The sequence below is a fragment of the Acinetobacter sp. GD03645 genome (assembly GCF_029845285.1).
Taxonomy (GTDB): Bacteria; Pseudomonadota; Gammaproteobacteria; order Pseudomonadales; family Moraxellaceae; genus Acinetobacter; species Acinetobacter corruptisaponis.
Window position 1 is genome coordinate 76,038 of sequence record NZ_JAOCLL010000015.1, and the last position, 22,070, is coordinate 98,107.

Annotated in this window: 21 protein-coding genes, 4 tRNA genes and 1 riboswitch; of the genes, 19 read left to right on the forward strand and 6 right to left on the reverse strand. The window is 45.0% G+C overall.

The window, feature by feature from the left end; genetic code table 11:
- Positions 1-53: 53 nt before the first annotated feature.
- From dksA to thiC, 4 genes are all read right to left on the reverse strand, one after another.
- Positions 54-587: an RNA polymerase-binding protein DksA gene (gene dksA, locus N5J47_RS12960; protein ID WP_279960220.1), complete on the reverse strand. Its 534-nt coding sequence runs from the start codon at positions 585-587 to the stop codon at positions 54-56.
- A gap of 189 nt (positions 588-776) precedes the next feature.
- Positions 777-1,592, reverse strand: coding sequence for a 3',5'-cyclic-AMP phosphodiesterase (gene cpdA, locus N5J47_RS12965; RefSeq protein WP_279960219.1), 816 nt, complete (start codon positions 1,590-1,592; stop codon positions 777-779).
- 21 nt (positions 1,593-1,613) lie between these two features.
- Entirely contained in the window at positions 1,614-2,225 is a 612-nt protein-coding gene (locus tag N5J47_RS12970) for an NUDIX domain-containing protein (protein ID WP_279960218.1), read from the reverse strand.
- A gap of 75 nt (positions 2,226-2,300) precedes the next feature.
- Complete coding sequence (gene thiC, locus N5J47_RS12975; protein ID WP_279960217.1) at positions 2,301-4,196, reverse strand: phosphomethylpyrimidine synthase ThiC; 1,896 nt, start codon at positions 4,194-4,196, stop codon at positions 2,301-2,303.
- Positions 4,197-4,285: 89 nt separating this feature from the next.
- Positions 4,286-4,419, reverse strand: a riboswitch (TPP riboswitch).
- 137 nt (positions 4,420-4,556) lie between these two features.
- Here thiC and phoU point away from each other — a divergent pair.
- Positions 4,557-5,279: a phosphate signaling complex protein PhoU gene (phoU, locus tag N5J47_RS12980; protein WP_267981545.1), complete on the forward strand. Its 723-nt coding sequence runs from the start codon at positions 4,557-4,559 to the stop codon at positions 5,277-5,279.
- A 406-nt stretch (positions 5,280-5,685) separates the two neighbouring features.
- Here the strand turns inward: phoU and N5J47_RS12985 are convergent, their stop codons facing one another.
- Together N5J47_RS12985 and argH are read right to left on the reverse strand one after the other, a co-directional pair.
- Positions 5,686-5,961 carry an oxidative damage protection protein gene (locus tag N5J47_RS12985; protein ID WP_267981544.1) on the reverse strand — a complete coding sequence of 92 codons (276 nt, stop codon included), beginning with the start codon at positions 5,959-5,961 and terminating at the stop codon, positions 5,686-5,688.
- Between the two features lie 9 nt (positions 5,962-5,970).
- Positions 5,971-7,404, reverse strand: coding sequence for an argininosuccinate lyase (argH, locus tag N5J47_RS12990; RefSeq protein WP_267981543.1), 1,434 nt, complete (start codon positions 7,402-7,404; stop codon positions 5,971-5,973).
- On the opposite strand from argH, the gene N5J47_RS12995 reads away from it, so the two are divergent.
- The 18 genes from N5J47_RS12995 to N5J47_RS13080 all read left to right on the forward strand — a co-directional run bounded on the left by N5J47_RS12995 (position 7,395) and on the right by N5J47_RS13080 (position 21,917).
- Positions 7,395-8,549 carry a histidine kinase gene (locus tag N5J47_RS12995; RefSeq protein ID WP_267981542.1) on the forward strand — a complete coding sequence of 385 codons (1,155 nt, stop codon included), beginning with the start codon at positions 7,395-7,397 and terminating at the stop codon, positions 8,547-8,549. The two genes, argH and N5J47_RS12995, sit on opposite strands and share 10 nt — an antisense overlap.
- Before the next feature lie 57 nt (positions 8,550-8,606).
- Positions 8,607-9,347 carry a LytTR family DNA-binding domain-containing protein gene (locus N5J47_RS13000; RefSeq protein WP_279960216.1) on the forward strand — a complete coding sequence of 247 codons (741 nt, stop codon included), beginning with the start codon at positions 8,607-8,609 and terminating at the stop codon, positions 9,345-9,347.
- A gap of 110 nt (positions 9,348-9,457) precedes the next feature.
- A complete protein-coding gene (gene hemC / locus N5J47_RS13005) occupies positions 9,458-10,375 on the forward strand; it encodes a hydroxymethylbilane synthase (protein ID WP_279960215.1) in 918 nt (305 codons plus the stop codon).
- On the forward strand, positions 10,375-11,151 hold the full coding sequence (locus N5J47_RS13010; RefSeq protein WP_279960214.1) for a uroporphyrinogen-III synthase: 777 nt from the start codon (positions 10,375-10,377) through the stop codon (positions 11,149-11,151). The genes hemC and N5J47_RS13010 overlap by 1 nt, the downstream gene beginning before the upstream one ends.
- Positions 11,148-11,978, forward strand: coding sequence for a hypothetical protein (locus N5J47_RS13015; protein WP_279960213.1), 831 nt, complete (start codon positions 11,148-11,150; stop codon positions 11,976-11,978). Before N5J47_RS13010 ends, N5J47_RS13015 begins: the two co-directional genes overlap by 4 nt.
- Before the next feature lie 6 nt (positions 11,979-11,984).
- Positions 11,985-13,178, forward strand: coding sequence for a heme biosynthesis protein HemY (locus tag N5J47_RS13020; protein ID WP_279960272.1), 1,194 nt, complete (start codon positions 11,985-11,987; stop codon positions 13,176-13,178).
- A gap of 8 nt (positions 13,179-13,186) precedes the next feature.
- Positions 13,187-13,624: a thioesterase family protein gene (locus tag N5J47_RS13025; RefSeq protein ID WP_279960212.1), complete on the forward strand. Its 438-nt coding sequence runs from the start codon at positions 13,187-13,189 to the stop codon at positions 13,622-13,624.
- Positions 13,625-14,010: 386 nt separating this feature from the next.
- Complete coding sequence (locus N5J47_RS13030) at positions 14,011-14,337, forward strand: H-NS histone family protein (RefSeq protein ID WP_267981532.1); 327 nt, start codon at positions 14,011-14,013, stop codon at positions 14,335-14,337.
- A gap of 179 nt (positions 14,338-14,516) precedes the next feature.
- Positions 14,517-15,260: a type II secretion system protein N gene (gspN, locus tag N5J47_RS13035; RefSeq protein WP_279960210.1), complete on the forward strand. Its 744-nt coding sequence runs from the start codon at positions 14,517-14,519 to the stop codon at positions 15,258-15,260.
- Complete coding sequence (locus N5J47_RS13040) at positions 15,260-16,096, forward strand: type II secretion system protein N (protein WP_279960209.1); 837 nt, start codon at positions 15,260-15,262, stop codon at positions 16,094-16,096. The genes gspN and N5J47_RS13040 overlap by 1 nt, the downstream gene beginning before the upstream one ends.
- Positions 16,097-16,136: 40 nt before the next feature.
- Complete coding sequence (gene gspD, locus N5J47_RS13045; protein ID WP_279960208.1) at positions 16,137-18,395, forward strand: type II secretion system secretin GspD; 2,259 nt, start codon at positions 16,137-16,139, stop codon at positions 18,393-18,395.
- Positions 18,396-18,459: 64 nt separating this feature from the next.
- Complete coding sequence (locus N5J47_RS13050; protein ID WP_279960207.1) at positions 18,460-19,077, forward strand: FHA domain-containing protein; 618 nt, start codon at positions 18,460-18,462, stop codon at positions 19,075-19,077.
- 66 nt (positions 19,078-19,143) lie between these two features.
- Complete coding sequence (locus N5J47_RS13055; protein WP_279960206.1) at positions 19,144-19,836, forward strand: phosphoglycolate phosphatase; 693 nt, start codon at positions 19,144-19,146, stop codon at positions 19,834-19,836.
- Between the two features lie 81 nt (positions 19,837-19,917).
- Positions 19,918-21,411, forward strand: a complete 1,494-nt coding sequence (trpE, locus tag N5J47_RS13060) for an anthranilate synthase component I (protein ID WP_279960205.1) — start codon at positions 19,918-19,920, stop codon at positions 21,409-21,411.
- 99 nt (positions 21,412-21,510) lie between these two features.
- Positions 21,511-21,586, forward strand: a tRNA-Thr gene (locus tag N5J47_RS13065).
- 52 nt (positions 21,587-21,638) lie between these two features.
- Positions 21,639-21,722 (forward strand) — tRNA-Tyr (locus N5J47_RS13070).
- Positions 21,723-21,755: 33 nt separating this feature from the next.
- Positions 21,756-21,831, forward strand: a tRNA-Gly gene (locus N5J47_RS13075).
- A gap of 11 nt (positions 21,832-21,842) precedes the next feature.
- Positions 21,843-21,917 (forward strand) — tRNA-Thr (locus tag N5J47_RS13080).
- Positions 21,918-22,070: the final 153 nt, after the last annotated feature.

The following is a 22,070-nucleotide window of genomic DNA, read 5'->3' on the forward strand; positions in this document are numbered from 1 at the left end:
AAGTTGATTGGATTCGTGGAAGTCCCCCCTTTTCAAAGGGGGAATTAGGGGGATTAACCGTTGTTTTGCTTTTCTTTGATTTCTGCCAAAGTTTTGCAATCGATACAGAGCGTTGCCGTTGGACGTGCTTCCAGGCGACGCAGGCCAATCTCGATACCACAGGTTTCACAGAAACCATAGTCTTCGTTCTGGATCGCCTCAATCGACTGTTCGATTTTACGAATCAATTTACGCTCACGGTCACGGGTACGCAACTCAATCGCAAACTCCTCTTCCTGTGTTGCTCGGTCATTGACATCAGGCAGTGCGCTTGATTCATCCTGCATGGTGTTCAGGGTACGGTCAACTTCAGACATTAACTCGGCTTTCCATGCATTTAAAATCTGGCGGAAATGCTCAAGCTGCCCTTCAGACATATATTCTTCGTTTTTCTTTGGCTGATAAGGTGCGATACCAAACAAGCTTGCAGTGGTTCCACTTTCCGTAGACTTGGGCTTGGTTTTACGCACACGTTTTGCAGGCGCTTTTTGATCGTCAATCACTTCTGTCTGTTCTTCCAGGACTTGATTTTGGTTGTCATTCGCCATATAGGGCATTCCTCATCATACACGTACTATCTATACGCAAAAAATATGGTGATATGCAAGTGTTTTTATACAAACCGAAGATGGTTTTTTCCATCAGGGGCCGTCATCATATAGAGTTTTTAGACAAGATGGTAGTCATTCCTGTCTAGATTTCGTGAGAAATCGTGGATGTGATGTGTAATCAAAAATTTAATCATATCCCAAAACTTCTGAGCTACTCATCCGTTGTGAGCTTGTAAGCCGATAGACCTGTGTTTCCAGTTCTCCATTGGCCTTAAGGCAGATATAACGGTAACCAGGATGTTCCTCATCCAGGGCAAACTTGTCGCTTTTTGGCTTGAATTGAATACAGGTGGAGGGAGTTGATAAAAAATCGACACCCTGCCAGCTATGAATGGAATCCTGATGCACATGACCGCAGACAATCGCCTTTACATTGGAAAAGGGCTGGATGGCGTCCAGCAGGTCAGAAGAATTCTTTAATTTATGCTGGTCAATCCAGGCCGACTGCATTGCAAAGGGATGGTGATGACAGGCAATGACCACATAGCGGTCTTTTAGCTGTTCCAATAGTTTGCTCAACTGCTCTAACTGACCATCCGCGATTTTTCCATCAATACGTTGTGGCTGTGCACTGTTCAATAAAATGATGCACCATTTGCCAAGCTCAACCACTGTTGCCTGTGTCTGGTCGCTTTCATGGAAAGGGAAATGAGCGACATCATCATGATTACCTGGGGTGTGGAAGAAAGGAATACCCAGACTCTGCATATGTTGCAGGTAGCGATTGTAGGTCACTGGTGTCGGATTCTGGGCCAGATCACCTGTATGCACAATCAGGTCAATATGGGGGTGCTGTTGGCGCATCAAGTCGATTACTGCATGAAAGCTTTGCTCGGGATGCATCCCGACAAACTCCAGATGCGGATACTCCAGTAAATGGGTATCAGTAATCTGTATCATCACAAAATCATTTTGCGATAACGCTGAGACCTGGAAAGTCACCGTCTGTAGCCCCTCAGATTCTTATCGTTGTTGTAAGTGTTGAGCCAGCCACTGCAATGCCATAATCACAGGTGCATTTCTCAAACGCCCATTCTTAAGTAAAGTGCCTAGTTCTGAATAGTCAAATAAATGAAGCTGGATGTTCTCCCCTTCATCTGGCATCCCAAAGATGCCCCCCATTTTTGGTAATTCTACTTCTGCCGCATACAAGTGAAAAAATTCAGAGCATGCCCCCGCAGAGGGGTAAAAACTAAATAAATGCTGTAGCTGTTGAACCTCGCAACCCGATTCTTCCAGGCTTTCCCGACGGATACAGTCTTCTGGTGCTTCATCTCCATCCAGCACGCCTGCAATGATTTCAAGCTGCCATGCCGAGTCGGTATCATTCAATGCACCGACCCGAAACTGCTCAATCAGTGCAAAGCGTTGTTGTTGGTCATTATAAAGCAAGACACCAGCGGCTTCTGGACGATGGATCAGCTCACGCTGAATCACGGATGAGTAGTCTGGCTGATTAAACAGTCGGTGCCGAAAGCTCACTTTCTCAACTTGAATGAATCCCCGAAAGATCGGCTCTCGGGATTCTATCGTTACGTCTGATGCTGAATAGCTGGCGTGGTCAAGAATATTCATCTTCAATCAGGATGAGATTGTACATATCTCATCCTAACCGAGAATGATTCGCGGGAAAATCTTTTTTTAGTCGATTCACACCTTGTGGTACAATTTTTGACCATGTTCCTGATAAGCGGTTTTCATGGCACTGAGACCTGCTTCAACATCTTTTTCCGCATCATTTGACTGATTGGCATTGTGTTGATTTTGCGCATAATCTCGCACATTCTGGGTGATCTTCATGGAGCAGAATTTTGGTCCGCACATGGAGCAGAAATGGGCTGATTTATGCGCCTCTTTTGGCAGGGTTTCATCATGCATGCTGCGTGCCGTATCTGGGTCCAGACTCAGGTTAAACTGGTCATCCCAACGGAACTCAAAACGTGCCTTGGACAGGGCGTTGTCACGCACCTGTGCGCCTGGATGGCCCTTTGCCAGGTCCGCCGCATGCGCCGCAATCTTGTAGGTGATAATCCCATCCTTGACATCTTTCTTGTTGGGTAGACCCAAGTGCTCTTTTGGGGTGACATAACAGAGCATGGCTGTGCCATACCAGCCAATCATCGCGGCACCAATCGCCGAGGTGATATGGTCATAGCCTGGTGCAATGTCAGTCGTTAATGGCCCCAGTGTATAGAATGGCGCTTCCTTACACACTTCCAGTTGCAGGTCCATATTCTCCTTGATCATATGCATTGGCACATGACCAGGACCCTCAATCATCACCTGTACATCATGTTCCCAGGCGCGGTGTGTCAGTTCACCTAAAGTTTTGAGTTCGCTGAACTGCGCTTCGTCATTGGCATCCTGAATACAGCCAGGACGCAAGCCATCACCCAAGCTAAATGACACGTCATAGGCTTTCATGATTTCACAGATTTCATCAAAATGGGTGTAGAGGAAATTTTCCTTATGATGAGCCAGGCACCATTGCGCCATAATTGAACCACCACGCGACACGATGCCTGTCAGACGATTGGCGGTCATTGGCACGTAGCGTAGTAGTACACCTGCATGAATGGTGAAGTAATCCACGCCTTGCTCGGCCTGTTCAATCAAGGTGTCCTTAAAGATTTCCCATGTGAGGTCTTCGGCCACACCATCGACTTTTTCCAAAGCCTGATAGATGGGTACTGTGCCGATTGGAACAGGTGAGTTGCGGATAATCCATTCACGGGTCTCATGGATGTTTTTCCCTGTCGATAGGTCCATGATGGTGTCGGCACCCCAACGGGTTGCCCAGGTCATTTTTGCCACTTCTTCATCAATGGATGAACCGAGTGCAGAGTTACCGATATTGGCATTGATTTTTACCAGAAAATTACGACCAATAATCATCGGTTCACATTCTGGATGATTAATGTTGGCAGGGATAATGGCACGGCCCGCAGCCACTTCCTGACGGACAAACTCAGGGGTGATTTCCCTTAAATTTTGTGCACCGAAGTTTTGCCCTACGTGTTGACGCATATCCACATCATTACGCTGGCGCTGGTTTTCACGAATGGCAATATATTCCATTTCAGGGGTAATCATGCCTTGCTTGGCATAATGCATTTGCGTCACGTTTTTGCCCGCTTGGGCACGGCGTGGATTCTGAATGTGGGCAAAACGAATGTCAGCGGTACGGATATCTTTTAAGCGGGCTTGTCCAAACTCGGAACTGAGGCCTGCAAGCACATCGGTATCGTTACGTTCTTCAATCCATGTTTGGCGAACTGAGGGTAAGCCTTGATTTAAGTCAATCCGTATGTTTGGATCGGTGTAAACGCCCGAAGTGTCATAAACCATCACAGGTGGGTTGTGCTCACCACCCAAACCTGTTGGGGTGTCAGTGAGGCTGATTTCACGGAATGGAACCTGAATGTCGGGGCGGGAACCCTCGACGTAAACTTTTTTGGAGGCAGGTAGAATACGGGTTAAATCTTTAGCATCCTGCTCATGTTGGGCAGAAATGTCAGCAGGGGAAAGATTCGTTAACTGGTTCATGGCATGATCCTTATTGAAAGCATTAACGAATCAAGCACGACCAAAAACGCTGGCGAATTTATCCTGGAAAATGGATAAAACGGGGCTGGGTTTTTGCTGGGCTTGATTCCTACGCAGGTGTTAACCTGATCAGGTTCAACGGTACTTGTCCTTAAATCCTTGTGATAAAAAATAGGGTTAAGACAATCTCAGCAGTTCCTTAACTGCGCTCCGTCAAGCTAGGGCTAGACTACCAGATTTTTGGCTTTTTGTTGTATCAATTCACACCATTCTACAATGCGCATGTTATTGTCATAAAACTTTCATGATTGCTGTGTTTTAATCACCCATCATTTTCCATGTGTCTAGTGGAGGCATACTGTGAGTCCAAGTAATCCTGTGTTAAGTCACCATATTTCTTCACAATTTAATGAAGACTTACAAGCTGTGCATACCAAGTTTATGACCATGGGCGGTTTGGTCGAGCAACAGGTTGCCAATGCAATTCATGCCTTGCTGGATACCGACGCAAACCTGGCGATTGATGTTCAGTTCAAGGACAATACCGTCAATCAGCTTGAACGAGATATTGATGAGGGCTTAACCCTGATTCTGGCACGCCGTCATCCAGCAGCGATTGACCTGCGTATGGTGATTGCCATGAGTAAGGCCAACACCGACCTTGAGCGTATTGGTGATGAAGCGGCGAAAATTGCGCGTATTGCCCAAAACCTGTGTGAGGAGGGAGAGTCACCACGTGGTTACATGGAAACACGCCATATTGGCAATCAGGTCCGCGTGATGATCCATGATGCACTGGATGCATTTGCCCGTCTGGATGTGGATCAGGCCTTAAAGGTGGTCATGGCGGATGTGGATATTGACCGTGAATACCAGTCGGCAACACGTACCCTGATGACTTACATGATTGAAGACCCGCGTCATATTTCCCGTGTCATTAATGTGATGTGGGTGCTGCGTTCTTTAGAGCGAATTGGTGATCATGCGCGTAACATTTCCGAGCAGGTGATTTATATGGCTAAGGGAATGGATGTGCGCCACACCAGCATTGAAGAAATTGAACAGAAAGTAAATCAAAAATAATTTCAGGAATTAATATTAACCACTGAATCTGAATGATCAGTGGTTTTTTATTGGAAAAAATCCAGATAAAAAAATCCCAGACTTCGGGGGAAAAGTCTGGGAGAGAAATATCATGCGTTCTGAGATATCAATGTATCTCTTTATCTTTCTTAGACTCACTATAAGTATATTCCCCTCAAGTGTCATGTAGACAACTGTGTATACTATGTAAGGCTTTATTACTTGTGTAAATGTCACGTAAAAAGAGAGCTGAAAATCAGCTCTCTTTGGTGCGTTCTTGCCTAGTGATAATCGTTGCTTTCCTGTTTAACTCGAAGCATAGCTTCTCGTTTTGCATAAGTGATTCTTTTTTAATTGTAGCCTACGCGGACTTCGTCCTTGTCTTGCAGAAAACTAAAGCGTTGCTTTAGTTTTCTTCAGGCTTCCACCCCTCAGCTTTTTCAACGCTGTCATCATTATCAAAGAACTTCTCACGTTGTTCTTCAAGAAATTTTTTCGCGTCAGGTTCAAACACATTCAAGCGTTTTTCATTGATGAGTGTGGTTTGATGCTTTAACCATTCCTGCCAAGCCTGTTTTGAAACAGTTTCAAAAAACTCCTGACCTTTCGCGCCTGGAAATGGTGCAAAGTCCAAGCCCTCAAGTTCCTGTTTGTACTTACGGCAAAATACTTGTCTAGTCATCATCAATCCTTAAGCGTATAACTGTTCTAGTCGAGTGCGTGCGCGTTCAATCGCGGCTTCCACCTGCTTGGGTGCTGTACCGCCAATGTGGTCGCGTGCATTGACAGAGGCCTCTAAAGTCAAGGCTTTATCAAATACATCGGCTGTGATCAGGTCAGAGAACTGTTGTAGCTGTTCAAGTGTCAACTCAGACAAATCTTTTTCCTCTGCCACACCCAAGGCTACAGCCTTACCCACAATTTCATGGGCATCACGGAAAGCAGTACCTTTTTTCACAAGGTAGTCTGCAAGGTCGGTTGCGGTTGAGAAACCACGTAATGCTGCTTCACGCATAATTGCAATATTGGGTACGAGTGCTGGAATCATGTCGGCAAATGCCATCAAGGAACCGCGTACGGTGTCAATTGCATCAAATAGTGGCTCTTTATCTTCCTGATTGTCCTTGTTGTATGCCAATGGCTGACCTTTCATTAACGTCAATAAGCTAATCAAGTCACCAAATACACGGCCTGACTTGCCACGAATCAACTCAGGCACATCTGGATTTTTCTTCTGTGGCATGATGGATGAGCCTGTACAGAAACGGTCTGGAATATTCACAAACTTGAACTGTGCTGAAGTCCATAAAATCAATTCTTCTGACATACGTGACAGATGCATCATGATCAGTGACGCAGCCGCATTAAATTCAATGGCAAAGTCACGGTCAGACACCGCGTCCAGCGAGTTTTCTGAAACGGCCTCAAAACCTAGGAGTTCTGCGGTGTAGGCACGGTCAATTGGATAGGTCGTGCCTGCCAGTGCTGCTGAACCGAGTGGCATACGATTCACGCGTTTACGGCAGTCCTGTAAGCGTTCAGTGTCGCGTACCAGCATTTCAAACCAGGCCAACAAATGATGACCAAAAGTCACAGGCTGTGCGGTTTGTAGATGGGTGAAACCTGGCATGATGGTATTGGTGTTTTTAGTTGCCAGTTGCAGAATGCCATTTTGTAAACGCTGTAAAATAGTCAGGATGTCATCGATTTCATCACGCAAATATAAACGGATGTCCGTTGCCACCTGATCATTACGACTACGGCCTGTATGCAGTTTTTTTCCAGTGATACCGATTCGTTGAGTCAGGCGTGACTCAATGTTCATATGCACATCTTCCAGATCAATGCGCCATTCAAACTGACCTGCTTCAATTTCGGCCTGAATGGTGCTTAAACCCTGAATAATGTCGTCACGTTCTGCTTCAGTCAGCACCCCAACCTTGGCCAGCATGGTGGCATGTGCAATTGAACCCGCAATATCCTGTTTATAAAAACGTTGGTCAAACTGCACAGATGCGGTAAATTCTGCAACAAAGGCATCTGTTGCTTCAGAGAAGCGACCGCCCCACATTCCAGAGGTTTGGTTCGGGCTTGCTGAAGAAGAGGATTGAGAAGATGTGGTCATGGCGGCTCAGTAAAATAAAAAAGAGTATAGCAAATCCAAACGCAGTTGCCGAAACTCGACGCAACAAGTTATCGCAAATGCGTCAGGACAATGTACAGGATCAGACATCAGCTTCCTATTTTTTTACGAAAATTGGGCAATGGCAACACTTATTGGAACTTATTGTTGCCAGTAATGTGCTGGCGATGGTGTTGGCGCTGGCAGAGGCACGTTCATGGCAGGCACTGGAAACCGCCCGTGTTTTGCAATATATGTGCTTTATTAACTGGGTGATTTTGTCTTTTTCTGCACTGGTTGATTATTTTCAGGAGTTTTTTGCCAAATTTAGTCAGAAAATGGCATTAATTTTAGGCTTTATTTTACTTCAACTGGTTGTTTTGTTTACCACTTGTGCGGTAAATATAATCCAGTTCTGGGCTTCACGCTCGACCGACTTTTCAGAACAGGTTTTATTTCAGGGAGTGGGCCTGCATTTAAGCTATGGCATATTGCTGGGTGCGTTTTGCATGCGTTACCTGTATATGCGTGAACAATGGCTCAAACAGCAATACAGTGAGCTGAATGCACGCATTCAGGCAATGCAGGCGCGTATTCATCCACACTTTTTATTTAACAGTTTAAACAGTGTGGTGAGCCTGATTGCGATAGACCCTGACCGCGCTGAAAATATGCTGATAAGTTTGTCCCGCTTGTTTAGGGCAAGCTTTCAGGAGCTTAAACTGGTGAGTCTGGCGGAAGAGATTGATTTGTGCCAGCAGTATTTAAGTATAGAAAAAATGCGTTTAGGAGAACGTTTAAATGTAGAATGGAATATACAGGCAACGCCAATTGACTTAAAACGGGTGACGATTCCACTATTAACATTGCAACCTTTGCTTGAGAATAGTATTTTTCATGGGGTGGAAAAGGTTTTGCAGCCATCAACCATCAGTGTATTGGTTGAAATATTGCAAAATCAAGTCAGTATAGTCATTACTAACCCTTATTCTCACGATACAATAAAATCGAGAAAAGGGAATGGAATTGCGATAGAAAATGTGAAACAGCGCCTGAAAGCCTATTATGGGCAAACGGTCAAGTTTCAGGTTTATGGGGGAGCATCGCTCTATACGACGGTGGTAAGCTACCACTATCGAGTAAAATAATAAGTCCAGTTAACCATAAAAAAGATGGATGAAGTTAACGGTGACAAGGAGGAGAGGATGAAAGTTCTGATTGCTGATGATGAACCTCTCGCAGTAGAGCGTTTGTCACGTTTGGTGACCCAGATGGGGCATGAGGTTGTTGCGACGGCACAGCATGGGCAGGATGTGTTGAACCATATTGAAAATGATTCGCCTGATGTGGTTCTACTGGATATTCAGATGCCAGGGATGAATGGCCTGGAATGTGCCGAGCAGTTGAGTCAGCTCAACCCGCGCCCCGCGATCATCTTCTGTACAGCCTATGACCAGCATGCATTGGAAGCATTTAAGTTTCAGGCACAAGGATACCTGCTTAAACCTGTTGCGCAACAAGACCTGCAACAGGTGTTTAATCATTTAACCCAACTTACACAAGCACAAATGACTGGTTTACAACAACAAGACGATATGTACGATACTAAAACCCAACGCCATCAGATTGCTGCGAAGACTTATCGCGGTGTGGAACTGATTCCCCTGGAAAATATTTATTATTTTTTGGCCGATCAAAAATATGTCACTGTACGCCATAAAAATGGCAGTGTGCTGATTGATGAAACCCTCAAGGATTTAGAGCAGGAGTTTTCAGACCGCTTTATCCGTATCCATCGCAATGCCTTGGTCTCGCTTGATTATCTTGAAGGTTTGGAGCTGATCGCTGCTGGACAATATCAGGTTCGGTTGCGTGAGCTGGATGAACGCCTGTCGGTGAGTCGCCGTCATTTGCCGAGTCTGAGAGAATGTATGCATCAGCTCTAAAGACTGTATTTTCAGCATGATTGCTGTGTACTTTATGATTTTTTACTTGCAATTTTAGGTGATCAAGTTAAGTTGGGAACAATTGCCTTGATCAATCCTCATTTAGCGCTATGAAAACCCTAAAAATTGCGACCCGACAAAGCCCCCTTGCCCTGTGGCAGGCAGAGCATATTCGTTCTCGTTTAAATGAACTTTATCCAGACTTGACGGTTGAGCTGGTGAAATTTGTCACTCAGGGGGACAAAATTCTGGATACGCCCTTGGCAAAAATTGGTGGCAAGGGATTGTTTGTTAAGGAACTGGAAGTTGCATTGCTGGATGGGCGTGCTGACTTGGCGGTTCATTCGATGAAAGATGTGCCGATGCACCTGCCTGATGGTTTAAGCCTTGCGGTGATTTGTGAGCGTGAAGATCCTTTGGATGCGTTTGTTTCCAATCAATATCAACATTTTGATGAGTTGCCACAAGGGGCAAAAGTTGGAACCTCAAGCTTGCGCCGTAAATGCCAGATTTTACAGCAACGCCCTGATTTAGAGATTATTGACCTGCGCGGTAATGTGGGAACACGTTTATCCAAGCTGGATGATGGTTTGTATGATGCGATTATTCTGGCAAGTGCAGGTTTAAAGCGTTTAGGTCTGGCAGATCGAGTTCGTCATTGCTTAACACCCGTTGTGAGTTTGCCAGCGGTGGGTCAAGGTGCACTTGGTTTAGAGTGTCGTGCTGACGATGAAGCATTATTACAACTCATTCGACCTCTGCAACATGATGAAACCTCGATTTGTGTCCGTGCGGAGCGCGCCTTTAATGCTTATCTTGAAGGCGGCTGTCAGGTTCCAATAGCAGGTTATGCAACCCTAAATAACCAACAGTTACAGATTGAGGGTCGTGTTGGCAGTGTGGACGGTAAAACCTTGCTCAAACAACAGTTGTCTGGTTCAGCGGATCAGGCCGAGCAATTGGGTGAACAACTTGCACAGGATTTATTGCAACAGGGTGCAGGTGAGTTGTTGAAAGCGTTATATTGATGCTGTTTATTAATACCCGCCCTTCAGACCGCGCCTCCAGCCTCACCCAGGCATTGACTGAGGCAGGTTATCAGGTTGAAAGCCTGCCCTTGCTGGAGTTGGTGGCGGAACCTTTCTCTGAGGCATTGCAGCAACTTTACCAACAGCTTGAACAGGTGCAGGTGATTGTTGTGGTCAGTCCAACTGCCGTTGAGATCGGGATGCGTTATCTGCAACAGGCAGGCATCACTTTGGAACGGTTGGTGCATATTCAGTGGATTGCGGTTGGAAAAACCACCGCACAGGCATTAACAAAATTTAATATTAAAAGTGATGTGCCTGAGATTGAAAACTCCGAGGGCATGCTGCAACTGCCGATTTTAAGGCAGCATCCCCATTTAAGTCGGATTGCGTTTTGGCGTGGTCAAGCTGGGCGGCAGTTTATGATGCAGCAACTGCAACAGCAGGGGATCAGTATTCTTAACTTTGTGCTGTATCATCGGCAGTGCCCTGAAATAAGCTTGAAGCGTTTTCCTAACATCTTGTCAGGAATTCAACCCGATCAACCCACTATGGTGCTGATCAGCAGCGAGGCGAGCTGGAATTACTGGCAACAGCTTTGCGGCCAGAACCTTATTCAAGCACAATGGGTTTATCTGGTATTGGGTGAGCGTTTGGTGAAGATACTGGAAAATACAGCAAAGCGAACAGGCAGGGCATTTAACATTATTCCGCTTGAAAATTTGTCTGCATCAGGGATGATTCAACGCATAAATGACTGGCAAGGAAATCTATGAGAAAAATTGTATATTTAATATTAGCACTGGGTTTGGTGTGGTTGGCCAAGCTGAGTTATGATGTTGCACAATATTCTCAAACGATTCCCCAGCTTCAACAGCAGCTTGATCAAACAGAACAGCGCTATGCACTGCTGAATGACCAGTTTGTTGCTGTACAGCGTCAGGCCCAGAATAACCGTGTTGTGGAACCTGCTGAAAACATGGTGACGATGCCAGCGACGGTGACAGGTGTCGCGCCTATTATTCTGATTAAGCAACACTTGCAGTTAATTCAGTTTGCAGTGGAACAGCAGCAGTTTATCTATGCACTTGACCATTTAAATCAGTTACAGCAACAGATCATTCAATATGCGGTTGCTCCTGCATTGCAACAAAGTTTAATGAAGGCAATTGAGCAGGATCGGCTAGCCATTCAGCAGTTTGTTCTGGCACAAACACAACAACAGCAGCAACTGGATAATCTACTGCAACAACTGGATCAAAAAATCCAGCAAGAAATCTCCAATCCCAGCATTACGCTGCAAAAGAATGCAAGTGGTTCATGGTGGCAATGGTTCAAGCTGGAAAGGGTTGAACAGCCTGCTACGGATTTAATGAACCGTCATGTGGTACTGAAAGAGGCGCAGTTACGATTATTGCTGGCATCCCAGGCCTTAAACCAGGGACAAACTTCTGAATACCGAAAGTCAGTTCAGGAGGTCATACAGCTACTTGTGAAATTGCCTGACCAAAAGAGCCAACAGATTAGGTCGCGACTGGAAAAAGTATTAAATTTACCTGCTGTGCCCACACCAAAACTAACAACGCTCAGTTTGTTGGGGTAGCGAATGATGAAACAGCTTGTATTGATTTATCTACTTGTCAGTCTGTTAATCTTTGCCCTGCTTGCCGTATTGAACTATGGCTATGGCGCGGGTTATGTCTATATCTACTGGCGCGATTGGCAATTCCAGAGCAGCGTTTGGGGTCTTATCCTGCTGTTTATTTTAGTGAGTCTGTTTGCACAGTTATTATGGATATTTGCTCGGCGTTATTTGGCACGTGAGCAACGAAAAAAAGAAACAGTTTTACATTTTAGAGACTTGCATCCCTATGAACAACTCGGCATTGTTTGGTTACTGGATGCCGCCAAAGACCAGCAGGTATTTATTGAACGTGTTTTTACACAATCAGGCTTGCTGAATAATATTGTGGATGCGCAGTTTGATTATCGAAATGGAGATTATGAAACTGCGTTGCAGCATCTGGAAAAATCGGCACCTATGGCTTTTGAACTGGCTGAGTTACAGCGTATCGATATTTTTCTAGAACAGCAGGAAACTGAAAAGGCACTGACCCATTTGGAATTTCTTGCCCAGCACCAGCTTTCTCCTTGGTTAAGTGAAATTGAAACAGCTTATCAGCAACGTATCACGATTTTATGGGGTAAGCTGGCATTACAAAAACCGTGGTTATTTTTACGTACCACGAAGCAGGGTTTACTTGATGCTGAACATCGTGATTTATGGTTGCAGCAGTTACTCATTCAGTTTGACCAGGCTTCAGTCGATGATTTAATTGCCTTGCAGCAACGTTATTTGGCACTGCAAAGCGAGATTCAGGCGCGACCATACAGTAGTAAAGTCCTGTGGCTGAAATTAATGGCACGACTGCCAGAAATGAGTCTGCAACACGAAGATTTAGCCTTACATTTATTGCAGGAACATTTTGACCCAGAGGTGTTTTATCTTTGGTTCCAGCAGCAGTTGTTAAAGCAGATTCCAGATTATGCCTATGTGGAACAGCGTATAATCCAGCTTGAGCAGCGTTATACCAGTGTACCCATGTTGACGTTCGCCAAGTGGCATATTTATGTGGCGACACAGCGTCAGCAAGAGGCGGAACAGCTCTTAAGCCTATATCCAGATAACATTTTAATGAGCTACCTACGTATTAAAACCGTGCTTGGCGATAATCCTGATTTAATCAGACAGTTGAATTTAATCTTTGAAAATGATGTTAATTTTCTTAACTTTAAGATATGAGTGGAAATATGCAAGAACTGTCTATCTATCCTGTTGTTCACGAGCAAACTGTGGCTTGGGGAGATATGGATGCTTTTGGCCATGTCAATAATGTGCAGTATTACCGATATATTGAAAGTGCGCGAATTGCGTATTTAATGGCATTAAATATATTCGAAAATGATATATTGACTGTGGTGGCTTCCAGCCAGTGTAAATATTTAAGACCAGTATTCTATCCCGATGTATTGCATATTGGGGCACGCATTGAAGAACTGAGAAACAGTGCATTTCGTATGCATTATATTTTATGGAGCCAGGTACAAAACCATGTTGTTGCAACGGGTGAAGCTGTGTTGGTGTGTGTAGATAAACAAACTTCACAGAAAGTGAATATTCCAGAGTTGATTAGAGATAAAATTATTCAGCTTGAAGCCAGTGTAGGACATAATCTTGCTGCTGATTAATAAAGACAATTATGTCTATTTTGGATACCTGAAATAGATATTTATATCATTGGGTTCTTTTGTAATTCTAATCATGCATTGAGCGAATAGAACCCTTTTATAGATCATCGAATAAGAAATATTTTAGTAAAAATTAAGAAAAATTTAATATTATTGCTATCGAACCTCAGTCACAATTCATTTAGTTTAAGTTCATTTAATTGATCGGAATCCTGTATGTTTTATTTAATTGTAAATAAAAAAGTGATTTTATTGTATATATGCGATTAAGTAGACTATTCTGATATTGATTATTTAATCACTTATAAATTAATATGGAATTGAATTTTTAAATTCGTTTTTATTTTTGAGTGATATATTCCTTTTTTTGATTTGGAGTGGTTCGAATGAAACCCGATATTAGTGATTTATCTGTTGAAGACCTAAAACGTTTGCAGGTGGAAGCAGAAGCTTTAATTGCAAGTAAAAAAGACCAGGCCATTGAAGATGCCTATGACCAGATTCTTGCGATTGCTGAAAGTGTTGGATTCAGTGTTGAGGAACTATTGGAGCTTGGTGAGCAAAAACGTAAAAAAACAACGCGTAAGGCAGTAGAGCCGCGTTACCGTAATAAAAATAATGCTGAAGAAACCTGGACAGGTCGTGGTAAACAACCACGCTGGTTGGTTGCTGAATTAGAAAAAGGTGCAAAACTTGAAGATTTCTTAATCTAATCAAGTTTTAAAAGTCATTGTTTTGTCATACGATGACTTTATCCTGATTCAAGAGCCAGGCTGAAAAAGCTTGGTTTTTTTATATGAGAGAATTGGCGATGTTGAAAAAGTATGCATAATGTCATTCGGGGAACAAGTTTCTCAAAACGGACGATCTGTTGCATGTTGGTAAGGATGGAATGAAGAAAAAAACCAAACAATGGAAATGGTGGGTTTTCGCCATATTTGCATTTTTAATTTTTATTATTTTACAAATTCCAGCAACATGGTTAATTGCGAAATTTTCAAAAGATAATCAAATATTACATAATGTCAGCGGCAATATCTGGCAGGGACAGGCAGATTGGCAGCAAGGCCAGCTGCGAGGTTCCGTGCACTGGAAAACACGTCCTTTAGACCTGTTGCTCATGCGCTTGGGTGCCAATCTCGATATTCATAGTGGCAATACCCAGTTCAATGGTGTGTTTGGATATGGTTTTGGCCAAAAAATCATGGTCAAGGACTTGCAGGGAACAATTTCACCTGAGACCCTAAAATATTTTGCAAATTGGCAATGGCCACAAAATGCGATTCAGCTCAAGGATGTACAGTTAAACTATCAGAAAGAAAAAGGTTTTGGTTCGGCAAAAGGCCAGTTGCATTGGGGTGGCGGTGAATTGAGCTATACCTTTGGCCAGCGTCAGGACCGTATGAACATGCCATCCCTGATGGCTGAATTAAAGGATGAAAACGGACAACTACAGATAGATGTCCGTGACCAGCGCAGCCAGAAAATGGCAAATCTCAGTTTAGACCCGAGTTTCATGTTGGATGTACAGTTGACACAACGTATGCTGTTGAATATTCCATCATATCAAGGCAAGGCTGGACTGGACACCTATGTGATCAGTTCCCGTCAGCCATTGTTGCAGGGTGGTTTCTAATGAATGCATTGACGCAGAGAATGCAGCAACTACGCTGGCAAAAGCTGGATAAACTTAGCGCACTGGTTCTGGCATTGCTGATCCTATGGTTATGCTGGAAGCTGGCCTCATTGTTCTGGTGGGTGGTTGCACCGCCACAGCCGATGCAGTTTGATCGGGTTGAGCTGGGTTCACAGCAGGCAAGGGTGCCAAACATCAGTTCATTTGCCCTGTTTAATGAACCTGCTGCAACAACGGCACAGGACAATGTGAATTTGGAACTACAGGGTGTCCTATTGGGCTACCCAAGTTATTTATCTTCCGCGGTGATTAAGCTGAATGATACCGCCGAGCGTTATCGTGTGGGGGAAACAATTGGTTCGACTTCATATCAACTGGCGGAAGTATATTGGGATCATGTCATTTTAAGGCAGGGCAATGGTGCAACCCGTGAAGTCAAGTTCAAGGGACTGGATAAGGGGCTGTATCAGCCAATTGCGCCAGTATCAACGAATAACAGCAACAGTGTGCCACCTCAGATACCACCAGCACAGAATACTGCACAATCTGCTCTAGGTCAGGCTATTCAGCAAATGCAGGACAACCGTGAGCAATATCTGAAAAATATGGGTGTCGCTGGCGGAGCGGATGGTTATGAAATATCGGATCGGACCCCCAGTGCCTTAAAAAACACCTTGGGTTTACGCTCGGGTGATCGTATCCTATCGGTCAACGGTCAGACCATTGGACCAGGACTCAGCGAAGTGCAATTACTAGAGCAAGTACGTCGTGAGGGGCATGCCAAAATAGAAATAAAACGTGGTGATCAAGTGATGACCATACAACAGAGTTTTTAGTGATAACACCGTCACCACAAGTTAGGAACAAGTGCAAGTTATGGCTTTCTTGAATCATCAACGTCCACTTTGGGCACTACTTGCCGCCGCACCATTGGTTGCGGCCATCAGTACCCAGGTGCAAGCACAAACATGGAAGATCAACCTACGTGATGCGGACTTAACCGCATTTATCAATGAAGTTGCTGACATTACAGGCAAGAATTTTGCAGTTGATCCACGTGTGCGTGGCAATGTGACGGTTATCTCCAACAAGGCGCTCAATAAAGATGAGGTGTATGACCTGTTTTTGGGGGTGCTGAATGTCAATGGCGTGGTGGCGTTACCCTCTGGAAATACAGTAAAACTCGTTCCCGACAGTAATGCGAAAAACTCGGGTATTCCTTATGATGCACGTAACCGTGCAGGTGGCGACCAGATTGTCACCCGTGTCATCTGGCTGGAAAATACCAATCCGAATGACCTGATTCCTGCCTTACGTCCACTGATGCCACAGTTTGCACATTTGGCGGCGGTTGCTGGCACCAATGCGTTAATTGTTTCAGACCGCGCGACCAATATTTACCAATTGGAAAGCATTATCCGTAATTTGGATGGTACAGGCCAGAATGATATTGAGGCCATTACACTGCAATCGAGTCAGGCCGAAGAAATTATTGGTTTGCTAGAAACCATGAGCGCCACTGGAACATCCAAGGACTTTATTGGTTCGCGTGTACGGGTCATTGCTGATAATCGAACCAACCGAATCCTGATCAAGGGTGATCCTGATTCACGTAAGCGTTTGCGCCATACCATTGAAATGCTGGATGTGCCATCGGCAGACCGTTTGGGTGGCTTAAAGGTATTCCGTTTAAAATATGCCAGTGCAAAAAATCTGGCTGAGATCCTGCAAGGATTGGTGACGGGACAATCTGTTTCCTCATCATCCACCTCAAATAATGCGAATAAATCCAGCTCGATTAATAACCTGACTTCCAATAGTCAAGGTCAGACTGGTAATTCCTCCTCAGGTGTCAATTCATCCATTAACCTGAACAGTGGTTTTAATAATAATCAGAACAATGCTGGCATCACCAGTTTTAATGGCAATGGTGTCAGTATTATTGCCGATGGTACTCAAAATGCCTTGGTGGTAAAAGCCGACCCGCAACTGATGCGTGAAATTGAGGCTGCAATTCAACAACTGGATATTCGTCGTCAGCAAGTATTGATTGAGGCCGCGATTATTGAGGTATCAGGAAATGATGCAGATCAATTGGGGATTCAATGGGCATTGGGTGATTTAAGCAGTGGCGTTGGCCTCATGAGCTTTAGTAATGTCGGGGCAAGTCTTGCATCAATTGCCGCAGGTTATGCCAGTGCTGGGGCAAGTGGCGCAGCCGCAGCCATTGCTGGAGATGCGAGTAAAGGCAATGGTGCCACATTCGGGGTAGGTAATTTTGAGAATTCACGCAAAGCTTATGGTGCGTTGATACAAGCCTTGAAAACCAATACCAAATCTAATTTCTTGTCTACCCCTTCGATTGTGACGATGGACAATGAAGAAGCCTATATTGTTGTGGGTCAGAACGTTCCGTTTGTGACAGGTTCGGTATCGACAGGAACGTCGGGTACGGTTAACCCTTATACCACTGTTGAGCGCAAGGACGTTGGTGTCACCTTAAAAGTGGTTCCGCATATTGGCGAAAACGGTACAGTTCGCCTTGAGGTTGAACAGGAAGTTTCGGATGTTCAGAACAACAAGGGCCAGGCAACCGACCTTGTCACCAATAAACGTGCCATTAAAACGGCTGTGCTTGCTGAGCATGGTCAAACTGTGGTGCTGGGTGGTTTGATTGCGGACAATACTGCATTGTCACGTCAAGGTGTTCCTGGGCTTAGTGATATTCCTTATCTGGGGCGTTTATTCCGAGCTGACAGTAGAAGCAACGAAAAGCGCAACCTACTGGTCTTTATCCATCCAACCATTGTAGGCGATGCCGATGATGTACGCCGTTTATCGCAGCAACGCTATAACCAGCTTTACAGCCTACAGCTTGCAATGGACAACAATGGCAACTTTGCAAAACTGCCAGAAAATGTTGGGGATATTTACCAGCAACAACCTACGCTGAATAACTCACCCTATCAAAAAGTTCCGACAGCAACGCAAAGCAAGACAGTTGTGGTGACAACACCTGTTGCAATTGATGCACCACCTGTACAGAAGCAAAGCATACAGCTTCCTGCCAAGGCGACTGAACGAAGCAAAAATACGGTGACAACAACAACCATCCGCCCTGCGTATTCACAGTAGATGCACAGAAGCGCTTGTGTCAAAATGTTATTATTGCAAGAAAATATGATAAGGATAGGCATCTATGACTTGGAAACTGCAAGCCATTACAGGTGAATTTACGGGGCAGGAAATTAACGTTGAGCGAGACATGCTGGTGGGGCGGCATCAGGACGCTGATATTTTGTTGCAGTCCGCTGATGTTTCACGTCGTCATGCCGCTTTATTGCTTAAAGACCAGCAACTTTGGGTGCAGGATCTCAATTCATCAAATGGCACGTTTATCAACGACCTGAGAATTGAGCAGGAAACAGAGCTGCACGATGGTGATATGCTGCAATTTGCAAGTTTTGTATTTTCAGTGCTTGCACCAGCCAGCCAGAACAATGAATTACCTGAAATTGAGGTTGAACCTGTAACAGTAGCGCCGCATGATCAGGGAATGCTAAGCATTGCCGAGCGTGCCGCTGAAACAGGTATTACACGTGATGGCATGCCACAACAGGTTTCCATCCCAAAACCTGCACCAATACCAGAAAATGTGCAAGTTGAGGCGGTTGCTGAACCAAAGCCTGTGCCTATGGAGGAGCCAGTCTCCCGTGTGGCTCAGGAAAAGGAGCAGCAGAAAAATGCTTCGGTTGGCCTGATTTCAATTATTATTTTAGTGATTTTGGCGGTGATTGCCTGGCTGTTCTTTAAATAATCAGTCTAAGCTTCTACAATGAAAGGCATGCTAGAAAGCATGCCTTTTTATTTCTGGGTAAATTCAATGTCTGTTGCACAGTTACAAAGCCGTAGTCTCATTTTATTTGATTTGGATGGAACACTGGTTGATTCCGCTGCCGATTTATATCGTGCCATGAACCTGAGTCTGGAAAAACTGGAATTTCCTTTGGTGACGGAAGAGCAGGTGCGCGCATGGGTGGGTAAGGGCGCGGCAAAACTATGTGAGACCGTACTTGAACATATATTTGGGCAGGTGAATACTGAGCGGCAAAAGCAATTGCTCGATACGTTCGTGGACATTTATGCGCAGGAGTTGTGTGTCAATACTCAGGTCTACGCGGGTATCTTGCCTTTTCTGGACTATTGCCAGAGCCATAACATTGCGATGGCATGTGTGACCAATAAACCTGAACATTTGGCGCGAGGTATTCTGGATATTCTGTCACTCTCCCCTTATTTCAACATGGTGATCGGTGGTGATACCTTGCCTGAGCGCAAACCCCATCCATTGCCATTGCTGCATTGTATGCAGCTGTGTCAGGTATCCGCGGCGGAAACCCTGATGATTGGGGACTCAAGTAATGATGTGGAAGCTGCAAGACGTGCAGGTATAGATTGTATTGTGGTCAGCTATGGCTATAATCATGGAGAAAATATCCATGACTGCCAGCCACAACAGGTGGTGGACAGTCTGGAAGAGTTGGTTGAGGAAGATCTGGTGAGGAGAAAGGCATGAAAGCTGTTATGGTTTTTCGATGGCGGGCTTGAAGCAGCATTAAACGAAAACGCACAAAAATCGAAACTATAGAGAAAATTCATGACCACCCTCGTACAATTTGAGCAACTCAAGGCCGCTGGCTATAACACCATTCCCGTATACCGTCAGCGACTGGCAGATACAGAAACACCACTCTCAGTTTTTGCACGCTTTAAAGAGCAAAAGCAGGCCTACTTATTTGAATCAGTGGAAGGCGGGGAGAACTGGGCGCGTTATTCAATGATCGGCTTGGGTGAGTCAACTGTCTTTTCATGCAATGCAGGTGTCCTCACTGTTCAGCAGGCGGATGGTTCCGTATCCCAGCAAGACTGTAGCGATCCATTCCAGTATATTCGCGACTTCCAAAGCCAGTTTAAGGTTCCCACCCAAAAAGAATTGCCTGATCTGCCTAGCTTTACAGGTGGACTGGTTGGATATTTGGGCTATGACGCTGTTCGTTATATCGAACCAAAACTAAAAAATGTTCCGGCGGCTGACCCTGTCACCTTGCCTGACTTGTGGTTGATGCTGTCCCAAACCGTGATTGTGTTTGACAACCTGAAAGATACGCTGTTCCTGATTCATCATGCCGATGCAAACCAGACAGATGCCTATATGCAGGCACAGGCTAAGCTGGACCAGCTGGAGCAACTGCTTGCAATCCCTGTTAGCCTACAGGCCAAGCCGCATACACCACCGCATTTTGAATCCATTACAGGTAAAGCGAGGTTTCTTGAGACCATTGAAAAGGTCAAGGAATATATCCGCGCTGGTGATGTGATGCAGGTGGTGCCTGGACAGCGAATGGTGTCTGATTTTGATGGTGAGGCCTTGCAGGTTTACCGTGCATTGCGTCACCTCAATCCATCACCCTATTTGTTTTTGGTGCAAGGACAAACCCTGACAGACCAGAAACCTTTTCATATTGTGGGTTCTTCGCCAGAGATTTTATCCCGTCTGGAAAATGGCATTGCAACTGTACGGCCTTTGGCGGGTACACGACCAAGGGGCAAGACCAAGGAGGAAGACCTGGCCTTGGAGCAGGACTTGCTGGCAGATGAAAAGGAGATTGCTGAGCATTTAATGCTGATTGATCTTGGGCGTAATGATGTGGGGCGTGTCTCCAAGATTGGCAAGGTGCAGGTGACTGATCAAATGGTGATCGAACGCTATTCGCACGTCATGCATATTGTTTCCAATGTGCAGGGAGAGGTGCGTGATGATGTGGATGCGTTGGATGTCTTTAAGGCAACTTTCCCTGCGGGCACGCTTTCAGGCGCACCAAAAATCCGTGCAATGGAGATCATTGATGAAGTTGAGCCTGTAAAGCGTGGCGTATTTGGTGGGGCAGTCGGTTATCTGGGCTGGCATGGGGAGATGGATATGTCGATTGCGATCCGTACCTGTGTCATCCGCGATCAAAAGGTCTATGTGCAGGCGGGGGCGGGACTGGTGGCGGACTCAAATCCTGAGTCTGAGTGGAATGAAACCCAGATAAAAGCTCGCGCAGTGATCAAAGCGGTTGAATTATCATCAAACGGATTGATTTTATGAGTTTTTCGCAGTTTTTCTAAAAAAACTGCTTGCATCATGTGTGAGTTTTGCTAAACTGCACACCGTTCCGATACGAAACGTATCAAACGCTAAGATAAAGCCGGCATAGCTCAGTTGGTAGAGCAACTGACTTGTAATCAGTAGGTCCACAGTTCGAATCCGTGTGCCGGCACCATCTTAAAGTTGATAGGTTGAATAAAGGATGGCACTGCAAGTAAGTGCGATATGGTGGGATTCCCGAGCGGCCAAAGGGGGCAGACTGTAACTCTGCTACGAAAGTTTCGAAGGTTCGAATCCTTCTCCCACCACCATTCGACTTCGATATAAGTGGTCAGTACCAACATGCGGGAGTAACTCAGTTGGTAGAGTGGCAGCCTTCCAAGCTGCATGTCGCGAGTTCGATCCTCGTCTCCCGCTCCATCGAAGAGATCGCTCTTATAGCTCAGTGGTAGAGCACTCCCTTGGTAAGGGAGAGGTCTCGAGTTCAAATCTCGATAAGAGCTCCAGATATACAGTTTAGTAGAGAATATCTACAAAATTTAAAGAAGCAGGCTATTATAGTCTGCTTTTCAAGTATTAGGTGTCTAGTTTTTTAGGCGAATGTCGATAAAGAAAGTTTTTCAGGGTTGTTTTTCTCTAAACTGGTGTCGACGTAAACG

What these genes read in the sequence shown, in the direction of transcription:
- N5J47_RS13025 (WP_279960212.1), top strand. Translation starts at nt 13,187, where the DNA reads ATGCAAGAACTGTCTATCTATCCTGTTGTTCACGAGCAAACTGTGGCT.
- N5J47_RS12995 (WP_267981542.1), top strand. Translation starts at nt 7,395, where the DNA reads ATGTGGTCATGGCGGCTCAGTAAAATAAAAAAGAGTATAGCAAATCCA.
- N5J47_RS13040 (WP_279960209.1), top strand. Translation starts at nt 15,260, where the DNA reads ATGAATGCATTGACGCAGAGAATGCAGCAACTACGCTGGCAAAAGCTG.
- N5J47_RS13015 (WP_279960213.1), top strand. Translation starts at nt 11,148, where the DNA reads ATGAGAAAAATTGTATATTTAATATTAGCACTGGGTTTGGTGTGGTTG.
- N5J47_RS13055 (WP_279960206.1), top strand. Translation starts at nt 19,144, where the DNA reads ATGTCTGTTGCACAGTTACAAAGCCGTAGTCTCATTTTATTTGATTTG.
- N5J47_RS13050 (WP_279960207.1), top strand. Translation starts at nt 18,460, where the DNA reads ATGACTTGGAAACTGCAAGCCATTACAGGTGAATTTACGGGGCAGGAA.
- thiC (WP_279960217.1), bottom strand. Translation starts at nt 4,196, where the DNA reads ATGAACCAGTTAACGAATCTTTCCCCTGCTGACATTTCTGCCCAACAT.
- gspD (WP_279960208.1), top strand. Translation starts at nt 16,137, where the DNA reads ATGGCTTTCTTGAATCATCAACGTCCACTTTGGGCACTACTTGCCGCC.
- N5J47_RS13030 (WP_267981532.1), top strand. Translation starts at nt 14,011, where the DNA reads ATGAAACCCGATATTAGTGATTTATCTGTTGAAGACCTAAAACGTTTG.
- N5J47_RS13020 (WP_279960272.1), top strand. Translation starts at nt 11,985, where the DNA reads ATGAAACAGCTTGTATTGATTTATCTACTTGTCAGTCTGTTAATCTTT.
- gspN (WP_279960210.1), top strand. Translation starts at nt 14,517, where the DNA reads ATGAAGAAAAAAACCAAACAATGGAAATGGTGGGTTTTCGCCATATTT.
- hemC (WP_279960215.1), top strand. Translation starts at nt 9,458, where the DNA reads ATGAAAACCCTAAAAATTGCGACCCGACAAAGCCCCCTTGCCCTGTGG.
- N5J47_RS12985 (WP_267981544.1), bottom strand. Translation starts at nt 5,961, where the DNA reads ATGACTAGACAAGTATTTTGCCGTAAGTACAAACAGGAACTTGAGGGC.
- dksA (WP_279960220.1), bottom strand. Translation starts at nt 587, where the DNA reads ATGGCGAATGACAACCAAAATCAAGTCCTGGAAGAACAGACAGAAGTG.
- N5J47_RS13010 (WP_279960214.1), top strand. Translation starts at nt 10,375, where the DNA reads ATGCTGTTTATTAATACCCGCCCTTCAGACCGCGCCTCCAGCCTCACC.
- argH (WP_267981543.1), bottom strand. Translation starts at nt 7,404, where the DNA reads ATGACCACATCTTCTCAATCCTCTTCTTCAGCAAGCCCGAACCAAACC.
- trpE (WP_279960205.1), top strand. Translation starts at nt 19,918, where the DNA reads ATGACCACCCTCGTACAATTTGAGCAACTCAAGGCCGCTGGCTATAAC.
- N5J47_RS13000 (WP_279960216.1), top strand. Translation starts at nt 8,607, where the DNA reads ATGAAAGTTCTGATTGCTGATGATGAACCTCTCGCAGTAGAGCGTTTG.
- N5J47_RS12970 (WP_279960218.1), bottom strand. Translation starts at nt 2,225, where the DNA reads ATGAATATTCTTGACCACGCCAGCTATTCAGCATCAGACGTAACGATA.